The 16189-nt window shown below is 66.5% G+C and carries 17 protein-coding genes; 13 read left to right on the top strand and 4 right to left on the bottom strand.

Going from position 1 to position 16189, the window contains the following annotated elements; translation table 11 throughout:
* Positions 1 to 277 precede the first annotated feature (277 nt).
* Entirely contained in the window at positions 278 to 775 is a 498-nt protein-coding gene (locus AUL32_RS05825; protein WP_061975622.1) for an invasion associated locus B family protein, read from the top strand.
* A 102-nt stretch (positions 776 to 877) separates the two neighbouring features.
* Positions 878 to 2293: a metalloprotease TldD gene (gene tldD, locus AUL32_RS05820; protein ID WP_061975619.1), complete on the top strand. Its 1416-nt coding sequence runs from the start codon at positions 878 to 880 to the stop codon at positions 2291 to 2293.
* Positions 2294 to 2315: 22 nt separating this feature from the next.
* Here the strand turns inward: tldD and pdxH are convergent, their stop codons facing one another.
* Positions 2316 to 2933, bottom strand: coding sequence for a pyridoxamine 5'-phosphate oxidase (pdxH, locus tag AUL32_RS05815; RefSeq protein ID WP_061977766.1), 618 nt, complete (start codon positions 2931 to 2933; stop codon positions 2316 to 2318).
* Positions 2934 to 3009: 76 nt separating this feature from the next.
* Here pdxH and AUL32_RS05810 point away from each other — a divergent pair, with 76 nt between their 5' ends.
* The 4 genes from AUL32_RS05810 to AUL32_RS05795 all read left to right on the top strand — a co-directional run bounded on the left by AUL32_RS05810 (position 3010) and on the right by AUL32_RS05795 (position 6108).
* Positions 3010 to 3426: an RT0821/Lpp0805 family surface protein gene (locus AUL32_RS05810; RefSeq protein WP_062112505.1), complete on the top strand. Its 417-nt coding sequence runs from the start codon at positions 3010 to 3012 to the stop codon at positions 3424 to 3426.
* 168 nt (positions 3427 to 3594) lie between these two features.
* Positions 3595 to 4554, top strand: coding sequence for a DnaJ C-terminal domain-containing protein (locus tag AUL32_RS05805; protein ID WP_062112503.1), 960 nt, complete (start codon positions 3595 to 3597; stop codon positions 4552 to 4554).
* Between the two features lie 124 nt (positions 4555 to 4678).
* A complete protein-coding gene (gene fabI / locus AUL32_RS05800; protein ID WP_062112501.1) occupies positions 4679 to 5497 on the top strand; it encodes an enoyl-ACP reductase FabI in 819 nt (272 codons plus the stop codon).
* Between the two features lie 17 nt (positions 5498 to 5514).
* Positions 5515 to 6108 carry a histidine phosphatase family protein gene (locus AUL32_RS05795; protein ID WP_156421340.1) on the top strand — a complete coding sequence of 198 codons (594 nt, stop codon included), beginning with the start codon at positions 5515 to 5517 and terminating at the stop codon, positions 6106 to 6108.
* Between the two features lie 24 nt (positions 6109 to 6132).
* On the opposite strand, the gene AUL32_RS05790 is transcribed toward AUL32_RS05795, so the two are convergent.
* Complete coding sequence (locus AUL32_RS05790; RefSeq protein ID WP_061975612.1) at positions 6133 to 6357, bottom strand: DUF1344 domain-containing protein; 225 nt, start codon at positions 6355 to 6357, stop codon at positions 6133 to 6135.
* Positions 6358 to 6540: 183 nt separating this feature from the next.
* On the opposite strand from AUL32_RS05790, the gene aroC reads away from it, so the two are divergent.
* The 7 genes from aroC to AUL32_RS05755 all read left to right on the top strand — a co-directional run bounded on the left by aroC (position 6541) and on the right by AUL32_RS05755 (position 13661).
* Positions 6541 to 7635 (top strand): chorismate synthase, encoded by a 1095-nt coding sequence (gene aroC / locus AUL32_RS05785; RefSeq protein ID WP_062112499.1) that lies wholly within the window; start codon positions 6541 to 6543, stop codon positions 7633 to 7635.
* Between the two features lie 39 nt (positions 7636 to 7674).
* Positions 7675 to 8601, top strand: a complete 927-nt coding sequence (locus AUL32_RS05780) for a histone deacetylase family protein (protein WP_062112497.1) — start codon at positions 7675 to 7677, stop codon at positions 8599 to 8601.
* A gap of 25 nt (positions 8602 to 8626) precedes the next feature.
* A complete protein-coding gene (locus AUL32_RS05775) occupies positions 8627 to 8896 on the top strand; it encodes an exodeoxyribonuclease VII small subunit (RefSeq protein ID WP_061975607.1) in 270 nt (89 codons plus the stop codon).
* A 148-nt stretch (positions 8897 to 9044) separates the two neighbouring features.
* Complete coding sequence (dxs, locus tag AUL32_RS05770) at positions 9045 to 10961, top strand: 1-deoxy-D-xylulose-5-phosphate synthase (RefSeq protein ID WP_062112495.1); 1917 nt, start codon at positions 9045 to 9047, stop codon at positions 10959 to 10961.
* Between the two features lie 34 nt (positions 10962 to 10995).
* Positions 10996 to 11754, top strand: a complete 759-nt coding sequence (locus AUL32_RS05765; RefSeq protein ID WP_062112493.1) for a TlyA family RNA methyltransferase — start codon at positions 10996 to 10998, stop codon at positions 11752 to 11754.
* The gene (locus tag AUL32_RS05760) at positions 11751 to 12977 is read left to right on the top strand and encodes a class I SAM-dependent RNA methyltransferase (RefSeq protein ID WP_062112491.1); all 1227 of its coding nucleotides are present in this window, start codon (positions 11751 to 11753) and stop codon (positions 12975 to 12977) included. Before AUL32_RS05765 ends, AUL32_RS05760 begins: the two co-directional genes overlap by 4 nt.
* Before the next feature lie 21 nt (positions 12978 to 12998).
* Positions 12999 to 13661 carry a DedA family protein gene (locus tag AUL32_RS05755; protein ID WP_062112489.1) on the top strand — a complete coding sequence of 221 codons (663 nt, stop codon included), beginning with the start codon at positions 12999 to 13001 and terminating at the stop codon, positions 13659 to 13661.
* Here the strand turns inward: AUL32_RS05755 and AUL32_RS05750 are convergent.
* Together AUL32_RS05750 and AUL32_RS05745 are read right to left on the bottom strand one after the other, a co-directional pair.
* Complete coding sequence (locus AUL32_RS05750; RefSeq protein WP_062112487.1) at positions 13608 to 14357, bottom strand: crotonase/enoyl-CoA hydratase family protein; 750 nt, start codon at positions 14355 to 14357, stop codon at positions 13608 to 13610. The genes AUL32_RS05755 and AUL32_RS05750 overlap by 54 nt on opposite strands.
* Positions 14354 to 16153 (bottom strand): acyl-CoA dehydrogenase, encoded by a 1800-nt coding sequence (locus AUL32_RS05745; protein WP_062112485.1) that lies wholly within the window; start codon positions 16151 to 16153, stop codon positions 14354 to 14356. Before AUL32_RS05745 ends, AUL32_RS05750 begins: the two co-directional genes overlap by 4 nt.
* Between the last annotated feature and the right edge of the window lie 36 nt (positions 16154 to 16189).

Below are 16189 nucleotides of genomic sequence, written 5' to 3'. Positions count from 1 at the left end.
GCTGACCGAACGAATCATCGGCATTCGATCCGCGGCAGATCCTCCCGGGATTTCGAATGCCGCTAATGTGCAGCTAGAGGTCGGTTCAACCACGAAACCGCCGCCTTCGCAACACGACCGCGCCATGCCTCGTTGCGACATAAACGGGGCTGTGGCCGCATTGCCTCCCTCGCCGCGGACTTATCCTCGTGTGGCTCGACGCCGCGCGCCGACATGCTTTAACCTTTGGCTTCGTTCTTGACGCCGATTCCGAACGGCGTCGCATCGGGAAGACCTCATGAAGACCCTCCTCGCCTCGGCCGCCGCCGCCTTTCTGGTCCTGCAGCCCTGGGCGGCCAATGCGCAGACCGGAACCGTCAAATCCCAACACGGCGCCTGGGCCGTGGTCTGCGACCAGCCGGCCGGCGCGGCGGGCGAGCAGTGCGCTCTGCTGCAAAACGTCGTGGCGGAGGACCGGCCTGAGGTCGGCCTGTCCGTGCTGGCGCTGAAGACGGCGGACGGCAAGGCGCAGATCCTGCGGGTGCTGGCGCCGCTCGGCATCCTGCTTCCCAACGGCCTCGGCCTTTATGTCGACGGCAAGGACATCGGCCGCGCGCAGTTCGTGCGCTGCTTCGAGGACGGCTGCTATGCCGAGGTGATTCTGGACGAAACGCTGCGCCAGACCCTGTCAAGCGGCAAGGCTGCGACCTTCATCGTCTTCCAGACGCCCGAAGAGGGAATCGGCATTCCGGTGGAGCTGAACGGATTCGCGGAAGGCTTCGCAGCCCTTCCGTAAGTCCTGCTCCCCTCCCCGCTTGGGTCGGACCAGCGAAGGGGCGGATGACAGCGAGGCGTCGGGCTCCTATCTCTGGCGCACGAATCCCAAGCGGAGCCTCCCATGTCCCTTTCTCTCGTCGATCGCTTCGACATGTCCCGGTCGCAGCTCGAAGCGCTCGTGTCCGATACGCTGCAGGGGGCGGACGACGGCGAGCTGTTTCTCGAATATCGCGAGCAGGAATCGCTTCTGTTCGACAATGGTCGGCTGAAGGCAGGCGACTTCTCGACCGACCAGGGCTTCGGCCTGCGCTGCGTGGCAGGCGAAGCGGTGGGCTATGCCCATGCCGGCGACCTGTCGGACGCCGCGCTTCGCCGGGCTGCCGGCACCGTAACGGCCGTACGGAGCGGCCATGCCGGCACGGCGGCCGAAGCCCCGCGCGGCACCAACAGCCGGCTTTATGGCGACGGCAATCCGATCGGCGAGCCGAGCTTCGAGGCCAAGGTCAAGCTGCTTCAGGAGATCGACGGCTATCTGCGCGCCAAGGACGACGAGGTCCGGCAGGTTAGCGTTTCCGTTGCTGCGCAGTGGCAAGTGGTCGAGATCCTGCGTGCCGACGGCCAGTGGATCCAGGACGTGCGCCCGATGGTGCGTCTCAATATTTCCGTGGTGGCCGGTCGTGGCAACCGGCAGGAAACCGGCTCATCCGGCGCCGGCGGGCGGCTCGATTTCGGCGGCTTCATCGCGGTGGATCGTTGGCAGTCGTTGGCCGACGAAGCGCTGCGCCGCGCCAAGATCAATCTGGAAGCGGTGCCAGCACCGGCGGGAAGCTTCGACATCGTCTTGGCCTCAGGCTGGCCTGGCGTCATGCTGCACGAGGCGGTGGGCCACGGGCTGGAAGGCGATTTCAACCGGAAGGGCACCTCGGCCTTTTCCGGCCTGCTCGGCAAGCAGGTGGCGGCCAAGGGCGTCACCGTGGTGGACGACGGCACGATCACCGAGCGACGCGGCTCGCTGACGATCGACGACGAGGGCACGCCGACCAACCGCACCGTTCTGATCGAGGACGGCAAGCTGGTGAACTACATGCAGGATCGCCAGAACGCCCGGCTGATGGGCATGGAGGCGACCGGCAATGGCCGCCGCCAGTCCTACGCTCATGCGCCCATGCCGCGCATGACCAACACGATGATGCTGAACGGCCAACACACGCCCGAGGAGATCATCGCCTCGGTGAAGGACGGCGTCTATGCCGTGAGCTTCGGTGGCGGTCAGGTGGACATCACGTCGGGCAAGTTCGTCTTCGGCTGCACCGAGGCCTATCGCATCCGCGACGGCGTCGTGAGCGAACCGCTGAAGGGCGCCATGCTGATCGGCAACGGGCCGGATGCGATGCACCGCGTCTCGATGATCGGCAACGACACCGATCTCGACACCGGCATCGGCAATTGCGGCAAGGCCGGACAGTGGGTGCCGGTCGGGGTCGGGCAGCCGCATCTACGGATGGACCAGATCACGGTGGGCGGGACGGAGGCCTGAGCCTCCGCCCTTTCTTCTTCCGTCAGGGATTCAGGCGCGTGGCGATCCACTCGCCTGTCTCGTCCTTCACCAGACGATAGCTGTCGTGCAGGCGGAACGCGCCGTCTTGCCAGAACTCGAACTGGACCGGCACGACGCGGAAGCCCGACCAGTGCGGCGGGCGCGGAATGTCGTCGCCGGGAAAGCGCGCGTCGAGTTCGGCAACGCGCGCTTCGAGTTCGGCGCGCGAGGCGAGCGGGCGCGACTGCTGCGAGGCCCAGGCGCCAAGCCGGCTGACGCGGGCGCGGGTGCCGTAATAGGCGTCGGCCTCGGCGTCGGTAACCATCTCCACCGTGCCGCGAACCCGCACCTGTCGCCGCAGCGACTTCCAATGGAAGCACAGGGCGGCTTTGCGCTGGCCGAGCAGTTCCTGCCCTTTTCGGCTTTCGAAATTCGTGTAGAAGACGAAGCCGCTGGCATCGACTCCCTTGAGGAGAACGGTTCTGACGTCCGGCAGGCCGTCGGCGTCCACGCTCGCCAGCGCCATGGCATTGGGATCGTTGATCTCCGTGCGTTCCGCTTCGCCCAGCCAGATCTGGAACGCGGCGAACGGATCGGATGGCAACTCGGTTTCACCAAACGTTAAGGCCGTTTTGAGCATCTTTCGCGCACACTCCTGTTCCCGTTTTCGGCTTCGTAGAACCGAACGAAGCGGACGGCAAAGGTTAAACGGCGACATGCACGGGATTTGGAAAGCCCTGGCGGCAAGCTGCGTTCTCACCGTGCTCGGTGGCTGCACCGTCATGAGCGGAAAGGCCTTGGAGGATGCAGCCAAGGTCGATCATTCCATCCAGACCGCCTCGCTCGAACCCGCCCCTTCGCCCGAGACCGAATCCGACGGGCTAACGGTTCGAAACGCGGTCTCGTCGGCCAATCTGGACCGGACGCAGGCCGAGCCGCTGGCCTGGAGCAACACCGACACCGGCGCCTCGGGCACGATCACCGCGATCGAGGAAACCCGCGCCGGCGATCAGATCTGCCGAAGCTTCAAGACCTCGCGTCAGCGCTTCGATGGGGTGGCCGTCTACAAGGGCGAGACCTGCACGCGCGGCAGCGGAGAATGGACCCTGACCCGGTTCAACGAAGGGGGCTGACGCGCACCAGGGCCGGCCTAGCCGGCACGAGGCGGGTCTTGACGGACGCAAAGGACTTCATTTCCGTTCCGAGTCTCGCCATATAGCGCTCAAAGCCAATCGCAAACCGGTTGCGCCGGGCCGGTCTGGTTCGGCGCTCCGTCGTTCCAGACAGGATTCCGACGCTCCATGCGCGACCCCTATACCGTCCTCGGCGTCGCCAAGACCGCCACGGAAAGCGAGATCAAGTCCGCCTTCCGCAAGCTCGCCAAGAAATACCATCCCGACGCCAATACCGACGATCCTGCGGCCGCGCCCCGTTTCAACGAGGCCAATCAGGCCTACGAGATCCTGGGTGACAAGGACAAGCGCGAGAAATTCGACAACGGCGAGATCGACGCGGAAGGCAAGCCGAAGTTCCAGGGGTTCGGCGGCTTTGGCGGTGGTGGCGCGTCGGGCGGCAATCCGTTCGGCCAGACGCGCGGCACGGGCGGCGGGTTCGACTTTCGCGGCGGCGGCAACGGGGCCGAGTTCGGCGACGGCATCTTTTCCGATTTCTTCGACCAGGCCTTCGGCGGCGCCCGCAAGACCGGCGCGCGTGGCGGGGCCGGCTTCACCGCCGCACGCAACGCCGCCGGCAAGGGCGAGGATATCAACGCCACGCTGAAAGTCCGGCTCGAGGACGTAATCTCGGACGAGAAGGTCGAGGCCGTGTTCCCGACGGGCAAGCGACTCGCGATCCGCCTTCCCGAAGGCGTGGAGGACGGACAGGTGATCCGCCTGCGCGGCCAGGGCCAGCCGGCGCCGATCAGCGGCAGCCAGCCGGGCGATGCGTTGGTAACCATCCAATTCGTCGATCATCCCCGCTTCAGCGTCGAGGGCCGCGATCTCGTCGCGGAGCAGACCGTCGATCTGGAGGACGCCGTGCTCGGCGGTCGAATCACGATCGACACGCTGGACGGACGGGTCGCTACCAAGATCCAGCCTTGGACGAATTCCGGCAAGACCCTGCGCCTCAAGGGCAAGGGTTTGACGCGCAAGGATGGCGGGCGCGGCGACATTCTCGTGTCGCTTGTCGTCGCCCTGCCCGCTTTGCCGGACGCCGATCTCGTGGCCCTCCTACAGAAGCGCCGCGACGGCAGGCTGTGACCATTTTTCCGGGTGCAACCGGGGCGGGCGGCGGACGGATCGTCCGGTAAGCTTGCTGGTCTCGGCCTGCTATGCCATACCGCCGCCCCAATACGGACTCTCGAAATCGAGCAGGAGCGGCACCATGGTTGAATCGGTCGGCCTCATGAAAGGCAAGCGCGGCCTCATCATGGGCGTCGCGAACAATCGCTCGATCGCCTACGGCATCGCCAAGGCGCTGGCGGACCAGGGCGCGGAAATCGCCTTCACCTACCAGGGCGACGCGCTGCGCAAGCGCGTCGAGCCGCTCGCGGCCGAGCTCGGCGCCTTTGTGTGCGGCCATTGCGACGTCGGCGACGCCGCCACGATCGACGCCTGCTTCCAGGCGCTCGAAGACAAGTGGGGCAAGCTCGACTTTCTCGTCCACGCCATCGGCTTTTCCGACAAGGACGAGCTGACCGGCCGCTATGTCGACACGAGCGAGGCGAACTTCTCCAAGACCATGCTGATCTCGGTCTATTCCTTCACGGCGGTCGCCCAGCGCGCCGAGAAGCTGATGACCGATGGCGGCGCCATGCTGACGCTGACCTATTACGGCGCCGAGAAGGTCATGCCGAACTACAACGTCATGGGCGTCGCCAAGGCCGCGCTCGAGGCGAGCGTGAAGTATCTGGCGGTCGATCTCGGCCCCAAGAACATCCGCGTCAACGCGATCTCGGCCGGGCCGATCAAGACACTCGCAGCGTCCGGCATCGGCGATTTCCGCTACATTTTGAAGTGGAATGAGTACAACGCCCCGCTGCGCCGGACCGTGACGATCGAGGAAGTCGGCGATGTCGGCCTCTACCTCCTGTCCGATCTGTCGCGCTCGGTGACCGGCGAGGTCCATCACGCCGATTCGGGCTACCATGTCGTCGGCATGAAGGCCGTGGACGCGCCGGACATCTCGGTGGTGAAGGATTGATCGGCGAAGCCTGCGCCGTGATCGCTCCCCTCCTCTATCTCTGCCGCCACGGCCAGACCGACTGGAACGCCGAACGTCGCCTGCAAGGCCAAAGCGACATTCCGCTGAATAGCTACGGTCGCGGACAAGCGCGCCGCAATGGGCGTTATCTCCGAAACGTGCTGGCAGGGACGGCTTGGGATTTTGATTTTGTCTCAAGCCCCATGCAGCGGGCCGCCGACACGATGCGAATCCTGCGGCGCGAGATGGGTCTCGATCCCGACGCCTTTGCGGCGGACGAGCGTTTAAGGGAAATCCATTTCGGGGACTGGCAAGGTCAGACCCTGCGCGAGCTCGCAGCGTCCGAGCCGGTTCTTCTGGAGGTGCGCCGCACCGACAAGTGGAACTTCCAACCGCCCGGCTTCGGCGCCGAGACCTATGAAGGCTTGGCGGATCGCGTTGCGCCCTTTTTCCAATCCCTGGTCCGGCCTACCATCGTGACCGCACATGGCGGCGTCACGCGCGCCGTTCTCCAGCGATTTACGGGAATGTCGCGAGACGATGCCGCTTCGATCGACGTGCCGCAGGATCGCATTCTGCGAATCGAGAAGGGCGAGATCGCCTGGGTCTGATCCGGGCGCTCCCCGCCAGTCGTTTCAGGCCAACGGTTCGTGAATGATGTGAACTTCCATGCCCGGCTGAACCGCCTCGATCGGCAGATCCTTGGGCATGAGGTAGATCTGCCCGTCGCTCAGTTTCAGCACCTCTCTTTCCCGGTCCACCTTCTCGACCACCCCGCCCGTTTCTTCCGCCTGTGCCGAGATGGTCATGGAGACCGAAAGCACGGAGCAGGCGAAGAAGGCGACGATGCGTCGGGTCATGGGCGGGAGCTCTCTCATCGGGCGGACGGACAGGCGACGGCGATTCGCCGTTCAATCTAGAAGAATTCGATCTCGATTGTGGTTTTTATCGGCCGGCCTTCCCAGCCTCAAACCGCCATTTGACGCGCCCGGTTAGCAGGTCGTAAACGAGCGCACCGTCTTTGCATCGGACCCGTATCCTTCATGTCACACAACAGCTTCGGCCACCTGTTCCGCGTCACGACCTGGGGCGAAAGCCACGGACCTGCGATCGGCTGCGTGGTGGATGGCACGCCGCCGGGAACGAAGCTGAGCGAGGCGGGGATTCAGCAATTCCTGGACGAGCGCCGCCCCGGACAGTCCCGCTACACCACGCAGCGCCAGGAGCCGGATCAGGTGCGGATTCTATCCGGCACCATGCCGGGCGAGGCCGAGGGCGAGTTGATCGCCACCGGCACGCCGATCGCGCTCGAGATCCAGAACGTCGATCAGCGTTCCAAGGACTATAGCGACATCGCGCGTCGTTACAGGCCGGGTCACGCCGACATCACCTACGATATCAAATACGGCATCCGCGACTATCGCGGCGGTGGACGCTCCTCGGCGCGCGAGACGGCAATGCGCGTCGCCGCCGGTGCCATCGCGCGGCAGATCGTGCCCGGCCTCGTCGTGCGCGGCGCTCTCGTGCAGATCGGCAACATAAAGATCGACCGCTCCCGCTTCGACTGGGAGGAAACGCGCCGCAACCCGTTCTTCTGCCCGGACGCCGAGACGGCCGAGCGCTGGACCGAACTGCTCGACGCAACGCGCAAGAGCGGCTCCTCCATCGGCGCGGTGGTGGAAATTGTGGCCGAGGGCGTGCCCGCAGGCCTCGGAGCGCCGATCTATGGCAAGCTCGACGCCGACATCGCCGCCAATCTCATGTCGATCAACGCCGTGAAGGGCGTCGAGATCGGCGACGGCTTCGCCTCCGCCACTCTATCGGGCGAAGAGAATGCCGACGAGATCCGCGTCGGCAACGACGGGAAGCCACAATTTCTGTCGAATCACGCGGGCGGCATCTTGGGCGGCATCAGCACCGGACAGGCCGTGGTGGCGCGCTTCGCGGTGAAGCCCACCTCCTCCATCCTGACGCCGCGCCGCTCGATCGACGCCGAGGGGCAGGAAGTCGATGTCATGACCAAGGGCCGTCACGACCCCTGCGTCGGAATTCGCGCGGTGCCGATCGGCGAGGCCATGGTCGCCTGCGCGGTTGCGGACCATTTTCTCCGGCATCGTGGCCAGACCGGCCGCATCTGACGCTTCAACTTCGCGCCGCCTTTCGCCGGGGATCTGCCCATGATGACGCGCCTCTACCACCATCCCATCTTTCGCGAGCACCTGACCGGGCCGGGGCACCCGGAGCGGCCCGAGCGCATCGTGGCGCTCGAGGCCGCGCTGGAGGCCGAGACCTTCCAGAATCTCGACCGCGTTCTGGCGCCCGAAGGCTCGGTGGAGGCAATTTACCGCTGCCACAGCGTCGATTACGTCCGCCGCATCGCGCGTACCATCCCGGAAGAAGGGATGGCGCGGATCGACGGCGACACGATGGTCAGCCCCAAGAGCTTCAGCGCTGCTTTGCATGGCATCGGTGCCGCCTGCGCCGGGGTGGACGACGTGGTGAGCGGCGCGGCCCGCAACGTCTTCGTCGCGGCCCGCCCGCCCGGCCACCATGCCGAGCGCGAAACCGCCATGGGCTTCTGCCTGTTCAACCAGGCCGCCATCGCCGCGCGCCATGCGCAGGCCATTCATGGGCTGGAGCGCGTCGCCATCGTCGACTGGGACGTTCACCACGGAAACGGCACGCAAGACATTTTCTGGACCGACTCGAGCGTCCTCTATGTCTCGACGCACCAGATGCCGCTCTATCCCGGCACGGGCGCGCGCACGGAAACGGGGGCGGGCAACATCGTCAACGTGCCGCTGCGCGAGGACGATGGGACCGACGAGTTTCGCCTGGCCTTCTCGGAGATCGTGCTGCCGGTGCTGGAAAACTTCCGCCCCGATCTCGTGATCGTCTCGGCCGGGTTCGACGCCCATCACCGCGACCCGCTGGGCGGGCTGAACCTAATCGAGGCCGATTTCGACTGGGCGACCGGCAAGCTTCTGGAGATCGCGGACCGGTTCAGCCAGCGCCGCCTCGTCAGCGTGCTGGAGGGCGGCTACGACCTGCAGGGCTTGTCGCAGTCGGTCGCCGCCCATGTGAAGCGCTTGATGGTCGGCTGACCGCCGCGCCAGAGAAGGAGTATCCATGTCCGAAACTGCCCATCAGATCCCGGCTGACGATTCCGACATCAAGCGCCTGAGCTTCGAGGAGGCCCTGGCGGCGCTGGAGCGCATCGTGTCGGACCTCGAGCGCGGCGACGTTCCGCTGGAAATGTCGATCCGCATCTACGAGCGGGGCGAGAAGCTGAAGAGTCATTGCGACCGCCTGCTTTCGGCGGCCGAGGACAAGGTCGAGAAGATCAAGCTCTCGCGCGCCGGCAAGCCGAGCGGCACGGAGCCGCTGGACCCCGCCTGAGCCGCGGAGCCTTCCCGCTGGAACGTGCGGATGGACAACCCTATTTGAAACGGCTCTAAGGGCATTCCGCCGAATGCTCCCGACGCTTGTTCTGCCCCTTCCGCAGGACGGGCCCTTGCGAGGCGTTCGTTCCTCAGGAGACCTTTTTTTGTCCCCCATCCTCTCGACGCCGCTTCTCGACCGCATCTCCTCTCCCGAAGAGCTTCGGCAGCTGCCGGAATCCGATCTGCGGCAGGTGGCGGACGAGTTGCGCGCCGATTTGATCGACGCCGTGTCGAAGACGGGCGGCCATCTCGGAGCGGGCCTCGGCGTCGTGGAACTGACGGTGGCGATCCATGCCGTGTTCGACACGCCGCGCGACCGGCTGATCTGGGACGTCGGCCATCAGGCCTATCCGCACAAGATCCTGACCGGGCGCCGAGACGCCATGCGCACCGTGCGCCAGGAAGGCGGTCTGTCCGGCTTCGCCAAGCGGACGGAAAGCGAATACGACCCGTTCGGCGCTGGCCATTCTTCCACCTCGATCTCGGCCGGGCTCGGCATGGCGGTGGCGAGCGAGCTCGACGGGCGGCGCAACAATGTGATCGCGGTGATAGGCGACGGCGCGATGAGCGCCGGCATGGCCTATGAGGCGATGAACAATGCCGGCGCGCTTGACGCGCGGCTGGTCGTCATCCTCAACGACAACGACATGTCGATCGCGCCGCCGACCGGCGCGATGAGCGCCTATCTCGCGCGGCTCGTCTCGGGCAAGGCCTATCGCTCGCTGCGCGAGCGGGCCAAGGCGGTGACCCGTCATCTGCCGGAATTCGTGCGCGAGCGGGCGCGGCGAACCGAGGAGTATACGCGCGGTCTTTTGACCGGCGGCACGCTGTTCGAGGAACTCGGCTTCTTCTATGTCGGGCCGATAGACGGACACGATCTAGACCATCTGCTACCGGTCATGAAGAACGTGCGCGACACGATCGACGGGCCGGTGCTGATCCATGTCGTGACCAAGAAGGGCAAGGGCTATCCGCCGGCGGAGGCCAGCGCCGACAAGTATCATGGCGTCTCGAAATTCGACGTGGTGACGGGCGCGCAGTCCAAGCCCAAGGCCAATGCGCCGACCTACACCAAGATTTTCGCCGAAAGCCTCGTGCAGGAAGCGCGCGAGGACGAGAAGATCGTCGCCATCCACGCCGCCATGCCGGACGGGACGGGGCTGGATCTCTTTGGGCAGGCCTTTCCCAAGCGCACCTTCGATGTCGGCATCGCCGAGCAGCATGCCGTGACCTTCGCGGCCGGGCTGGCAACCGAGGGCTACAAGCCCTTTGTCGCCATCTATTCCACCTTCCTTCAGCGCGCCTACGACCAGATCGTCCATGACGTGGCGATCCAGCATCTTCCCGTGCGCTTCGCCATCGACCGCGCCGGCTTTGTCGGCGCCGACGGCCCGACCCATGCCGGTTCCTTCGACACCGGCTTCCTCTGCCCCCTGCCGGACATGGTGGTGATGGCAGCGGCGGACGAGGCCGAACTGCGCCACATGGTCCGCACGGCCGCCGACTATGACGATGGGCCCATCTCCTTCCGCTACCCACGCGGCAACGGCACGGGCGTCGATCTTCCCGAGCGCGGCGCGATCCTGCCGATCGGCAAGGGCCGCATCGTCAAGGAGGGCACGAAGGTCGCCATCCTCTCCTTCGGCCCGCGCCTGTCGGACGCGGTGGCGGCGGCGGAAGATCTTGACGGGTTCGGCCTGTCCACGACGGTGGCCGACGCGCGCTTCGCTAAGCCGCTCGACGGCGCGCTTATCGCGCAGCTGGCGCGTCATCACGAGGTGCTGATCCTCCTGGAGGAAGGTGCGTCGGGTGGTTTCGCGGCGCAGGTTCTGGAACACCTTGCGCGCAACGGGCTCCTCGACCATGGGCTGAAGGTGCGCCCGCTCACCATGCCCGATCGGTTCGTGGACCATGCCGCGCCGGATGCGATGATGAAAGGCTCGGGGCTCGACCGCGCCGGGATCGTGGACGCCGTGTTCCGTGCGCTGGGGGACGGCGCGCGGCGCGTGTTGCAGGCCTGATGCGCCCGCCCGCGCCCCTTCGCGCTCGCGCCTGATGGCGCCCGCCTTTTCCGAAAGCCGCGTGAGGCTCGATCTCCTGATGGCGGAAGCGGGTATCGCCCCCAGTCGGGCGCGTGCGCGCGACGCCATCCTGCGCGGTCATGTGCGGGTGGACGGCGCGGTCGCCACCAAGCCCGGGCAGCTCGTGTCGCCGCAGGCCACGATCAGCCAGGACGATCCGGCCGCGTCCTACGTCTCCCGTGCCGCGCTGAAGCTCGTCGCCGGGCTCGATACGTTCGGCCTTCTCGTCGAGGGCCGCACGGCGCTGGATGTCGGCGCCTCGACCGGGGGCTTTACCGAAGTGCTGCTCCAGCGCGGCGCTCGGCATGTCGTGGCGATCGATGTCGGCCACGACCAGATGCATCCGAGCTTGAAGGACGATCCGCGCGTCACCTGCCTCGAAGGGCTGAACGCGCGGGACCTCGCGAGGGAGCATCTCGGTGGCAACCCGATCGATCTTGTGGTCTGCGATGTGTCCTTCATCTCCATGCGCTTGGCGCTGCCCCCGGCTTTGAGCCTCGCCGAGAGCGGCGCCGACGGCGTGTTTCTGGTCAAGCCCCAGTTCGAAGCCGGGCGCGCCGCGATCGGCAAGAACGGCCTTTTGCGCGATCCGAGCCTTGGCGAGCGCATCGCTGCCGACATGGCGACCTGGCTCGCCGACGAGCAGGGATGGCCCGCCCATTCCCCCATTCCGTCACCGATCGAAGGTGGAGACGGGAACCGCGAATTTCTCCTGGTAGGACGCAAGGCATGAGCGAACGGCTCTCCATCGAAACGCTCGGCCAGAAGGGCGACGGCATCGCCCATCTCGGGGGCGAGGCGGTGTTCGTCCCCTTCGCGCTGCCCGGCGAGATCGTCACCGTCGAGCGCGACGGCTCGCGCGCTCGCATCCTCGACATCGAGGCTTCTTCGCCTAAGCGCGTCGCCGCCCCCTGCCCGCATTTCGGCGTCTGCGGCGGCTGCGAGCTGCAGCACATGAGCGAGGAAACCTATCGCGCCTTCAAGCGCGGCACGGTGGTGGAGGCCTTCCGCCGCGCTGGTCTCGACGTGCCGGTCGGTGAGCTCGTGCCTTGCGCCCCCGCCTCGCGCCGCCGCGCGGTCTTTTCGGCGCTGCGCATCGACAACCGCGTCCTGTTCGGCTTCCACGAGGCGCTGAGCCCGCGTATCGCCGCGATCCACACCTGCCTCGTCGTGGTGCCGGAGATCGCCAGCCGCCTCGCCTTCTTGGAAAAGCTCGCCGTCGCGCTGATCGACCGCAAGCGCGAGTTGCGCATGACGGTGACGCAGACCCGGGCCGGGCTCGATATCGCCATTGCCGACGCGGCCAAACTCAATGCCCAGTTGCGCCAACGGGCTCTGGAACTCGCGCTCGCGCCCGGTATCGCACGCCTCTCCGTCGACGGCGAGACCATCGTCGAGCCGCAGGCGCCGAGCGTCGATGTCGATGGTTTCGCCGTGCCGCTGCCGCCGGGCGCCTTCCTGCAGGCCGTGGCGCCCGCCGAGCGCGCCATGGCCGAGGTGGCGCTGCCGCATCTCGACAAGGCCAAGCGCGTCGCCGATCTCTTTTGCGGCATCGGAACGTTCACGCTGCGGCTGGCGCGCCGGCAGGCCGTGCACGGCGTGGAGTTCGACGCGCCGGCTCTTGCCGCCATCGAGACGGTTCGGCGCGGCTCGCAAGGGCTCAAGCCGATTACGACCGAGCGGCGCGACCTGATGCGGCGGCCGGTGACGGCGAAGGAGCTCGCCAAGTTCGACGGCGTCCTCTTCGATCCGCCCCGTGCCGGCGCCGAGGCGCAGTGCCGCGAACTGGCACGCTCGACCGTGAAGCGCGTCTCTGCCGTATCCTGCAATCCGACGACGCTGGCGCGCGACGCTGCGATCCTGATCGAGGGCGGCTACAAGCTCTTGTCCGTGACGCCGATCGACCAATTCCTTTGGTCGCACCATTTGGAAGCCGTGGCCCTGTTCGAACGCTGAGGTCGAAGGGGATATCGCGTCATGTGGGACACGCTCACCGGCTTTCTTCAGACCTACGGCTATGTCGCTGTTTTCGTCTCGATCTTTCTGGAATCGACCGGCCTGCCCTTTCCCGGCGAAAGCATCCTGATCGCGGCCGGCATCATGGCCGGCCATGGCGAATTGAACATCTGGGGCGTCGTCGGCTCGGCCTTTGTCGGCGGCGTGATGGGCGATAATCTCGGCTATTATCTCGGCCACCGCTTCGGCCGTCGCTTCGTCGATCGCTACGGCAAGCGTTTCCATGTCACGCCCGAGAAGTTCCAGATGGTGGAGGAGCGCTTCCGCAAGGTCGGCCCGCCGATCGTGCTGGTCGCCCGCTTCATTTTGATCCTGCGGCAGCTGGCGGGCGTCGTCTCGGGCACGCTGCGCTTTCCCTGGTGGGAATTCCTTCTCTTCAACGCTCTCGGCGCGGCGCTTTGGTCAGGGGCCTACGGGTTCGGCTCCTATATCCTGGGCGACCGGATCGACACCTATCTCCACGGCAGCCCCTGGGCCTATGCTGCGATCGGGGCTGTGTTTCTCCTGTTCACGGCCACGACCATCTTCAAGTTTCGCAAGAGCGTGAAGACCTTGCGACAAGAGCCTGATTCAGTGCGCTCTTCGGTCGAAGAACGCGGCGAAGGCGGCCCGCGCCTCGGCTGAAACCAGACGCTCCGCGAAGGCGGTGGCCTCTTCCCCGATGCGCACGCGCACCGCCGCGCCGTCCCCGCGTATCAGGCGACGGGCAATGCGCAGCGCCTCGGGCGGCTTGGTTGCGAGGCGCGCCGCAGCCTTAAGAGCGAGAGTTTCTGCGTCATCGCCCACGCTGACGAGCAACCCGGCGGCCAGCGCTTCCTCCGCTGACAGTGCCTCGCCCAGCACCAGAAGCGCGAAGGCGCGTTGGTATCCCATCAGGCCGGGCGCCAGAAGGCTGGACCCTGCCTCCGGCACGAGGCCGAGATCGAGAAAGGGCGTGCGGAAGCTGGAGCGCGGCGTGGCATAGGCGAGATCACAGTGGAACAGGACCGTGGTTCCTATGCCGACCGCCAGCCCATCCACCCCAGCCACCAGCGGCTTTTCCAGGTCCACCAGCGCATGGAGGAAGCGTAGCACTTCGGCCAAGCCGGCCTTCGCGTCGAAGCCGGCGAAATCGGCAATGTCGTTGCCGGACGAGAAGTGCCCCTCGCCGCCGAGCAGCAGGACGGCGCGAACCGCCTCGTCCGCATTGGCGCCTTCCAGCGCCTCGGCCAGCGCGCCATACATGGCTCGGTTCAGGGCGTTCTTCTTTTCCGGCCGGTTCATGCGCAGCGTCAGGACGCCGTCTGCCAGCTGCCGCTCGATCAGGGTCGTCTCGTTCATTGCAGACACTCCCGCGCCGCTTCCAGGCTTTCGCCACCTGTGAGCACCTGCCGCTTCAGCCCGGAAACCTCGGTAAGCAGCGAGTCGGCCATGAAGCGCGCCAGATGCAGGCGGGCCGTTCCGCCCCTTTCCGCCAGAGCCCCCTTGGCGAGATAGCAATTGCCGGCGACGAGTGCGAAAAGGCGCTGGTAGGGCGTCGCGCCGGCCAGCGCGTCTCCCATGCGGCCTTCTCCAAGCCAGCTCAGAAGCCGGTCGGTGGCCTCGGTGAGGTCTCGCAGCGCGTCCTCTAGCCGTTCGGCCAAAGCGGAGAAACCCGGCTCGTTGCGCCCCCTCGCGGCGGCAGCGATCTCGCCGAGCTCACCGAGGTAGGCGCGCACCGATTCGCCGCCCGACTGCGGCAGCTTGCGCGTGACGAGGTCGATGGCCTGGATGCCGTTGGTGCCCTCGTAGATCGGCGCGATGCGCGCGTCACGCAGCAGGCGCGCGGCGCCGGTTTCCTCGACATAGCCCATGCCGCCATGGATCTGGATGCCCAGCGAGGCGACGTCGACGCCGACATCGGTCGGGAAGGATTTGGCGAGCGGGGTCAGCAGATTGGCCCGCTCGCGCCAGAAGCGCGCTTCTTCCTCGCCTGCCGCGTGCTTCGCGCGGTCCAGCGCGTGGCCGCAGCTATAGGCGATGGCACGGGCGGCCGAGACCTGGGCCTTCATGGAGAGCAGCATCCGCGCCACGTCGGGATGCTCGATAATGGGCACCATATCGCGCGAGGGCGGTTCGGCGCGATCCTTGGCGAGCAGCGTCGAGCGGCCCTGCCGGCGCTCCCGCGCATAGGCCAGCGCCTGCCCATAGGCCGCTTCCGCAACGCCCAGGCCCTGGACGCCGACGAAGAGCCGCGCCGCGTTCATCATCGTGAACATGCAGGCGAGACCGCGATTTTCCTCGCCCACCAGCCAGCCGATGGCGCCGGCCTCGCCGCTTTCGCCACGGCCGTCGCCAAAGATCATGGTGCAGGTCGGCGAAGCGTGGATGCCGAGCTTGTGCTCGATCGCGTGACAGAAAGCGTCGTTGCGGGCACCGGGCGTGCCGTTCTGGTGCGGCAGGAATTTGGGCACCAGGAAGAGCGAGATGCCCTTCACGCCCTCCGGCGCGTCTGGCAGGCGGGCGAGAACGAGATGGACGATGTTGTCCGTCAGGTCATGTTCGCCATAGGTGATGTAGATCTTCTGCCCGAAGATCCGGTATGTGCCGTCCCCTCGACGCTCCGCCCGCGTGCGCAGCGTCGAAAGGTCCGAGCCGGCCTGGGGCTCGGTGAGATTCATCGTGCCCATCCATTCGCCGGACACGAGCTTGGGCAGATAGCGCTGCTTGAGTTCGTCCGATCCATGCGCCTCCAGCGCCTCGATCGCCCCGGCGGTCAGTGTCGGGCCGATGCCGAAGGCCATGGACGCGCCGTTCCACATTTCGGACGCGGCAACGGCAAGCGACAGCGGCAGGCCCTGCCCGCCCTGCTCTTCCGGCGCCGAAAGCCCATTCCACCCACCCTCGCGCCAGGCGGTGTAGAGCGCCTTCCAGCCGGCGGGCATGGTGACGCGCCCGTCCTGAAACCTCGCGCCCTCGCGGTCGCCGCCGGCGGCGAGCGGCGCGATCTCCTGCTCGGCGAAGCGCCCGGCCTCGGCCAAGATGGCATCCAGCAGATCGTCCGTGAGATCGCCCGCGCGCCCTTCCGCCATAGCCTGTTCCAGGCCCACGATGTGCCGCAGGGTGAAGGCGATCTCCTCGATCGGGGGTCGATACATGCTTTGCTCCTCCCAGGCGGCCGACATGACCGAAGC

This window comes from Aureimonas sp. AU40 (assembly GCF_001463785.1).
Lineage (GTDB): Bacteria > Pseudomonadota > Alphaproteobacteria > Rhizobiales > Rhizobiaceae > Aureimonas.
Note: the sequence above shows the minus strand (reverse complement) of the source record. Positions and strands in the feature narration are given on the sequence as shown.

Excerpts from the sequence above, each read along its gene's own strand:
- AUL32_RS05765 (WP_062112493.1), top strand. The coding sequence starts at position 10,996 with ATGGCGCCCGCCTTTTCCGAAAGCCGCGTGAGGCTCGATCTCCTGATG.
- AUL32_RS05760 (WP_062112491.1), top strand. The coding sequence starts at position 11,751 with ATGAGCGAACGGCTCTCCATCGAAACGCTCGGCCAGAAGGGCGACGGC.
- AUL32_RS05810 (WP_062112505.1), top strand. The coding sequence starts at position 3,010 with ATGCACGGGATTTGGAAAGCCCTGGCGGCAAGCTGCGTTCTCACCGTG.
- AUL32_RS05780 (WP_062112497.1), top strand. The coding sequence starts at position 7,675 with ATGATGACGCGCCTCTACCACCATCCCATCTTTCGCGAGCACCTGACC.
- aroC (WP_062112499.1), top strand. The coding sequence starts at position 6,541 with ATGTCACACAACAGCTTCGGCCACCTGTTCCGCGTCACGACCTGGGGC.
- AUL32_RS05790 (WP_061975612.1), bottom strand. The coding sequence starts at position 6,357 with ATGACCCGACGCATCGTCGCCTTCTTCGCCTGCTCCGTGCTTTCGGTC.
- AUL32_RS05745 (WP_062112485.1), bottom strand. The coding sequence starts at position 16,153 with ATGTATCGACCCCCGATCGAGGAGATCGCCTTCACCCTGCGGCACATC.
- AUL32_RS05775 (WP_061975607.1), top strand. The coding sequence starts at position 8,627 with ATGTCCGAAACTGCCCATCAGATCCCGGCTGACGATTCCGACATCAAG.
- AUL32_RS05805 (WP_062112503.1), top strand. The coding sequence starts at position 3,595 with ATGCGCGACCCCTATACCGTCCTCGGCGTCGCCAAGACCGCCACGGAA.
- tldD (WP_061975619.1), top strand. The coding sequence starts at position 878 with ATGTCCCTTTCTCTCGTCGATCGCTTCGACATGTCCCGGTCGCAGCTC.
- AUL32_RS05750 (WP_062112487.1), bottom strand. The coding sequence starts at position 14,357 with ATGAACGAGACGACCCTGATCGAGCGGCAGCTGGCAGACGGCGTCCTG.
- pdxH (WP_061977766.1), bottom strand. The coding sequence starts at position 2,933 with ATGCTCAAAACGGCCTTAACGTTTGGTGAAACCGAGTTGCCATCCGAT.
- fabI (WP_062112501.1), top strand. The coding sequence starts at position 4,679 with ATGGTTGAATCGGTCGGCCTCATGAAAGGCAAGCGCGGCCTCATCATG.
- AUL32_RS05825 (WP_061975622.1), top strand. The coding sequence starts at position 278 with ATGAAGACCCTCCTCGCCTCGGCCGCCGCCGCCTTTCTGGTCCTGCAG.
- AUL32_RS05755 (WP_062112489.1), top strand. The coding sequence starts at position 12,999 with ATGTGGGACACGCTCACCGGCTTTCTTCAGACCTACGGCTATGTCGCT.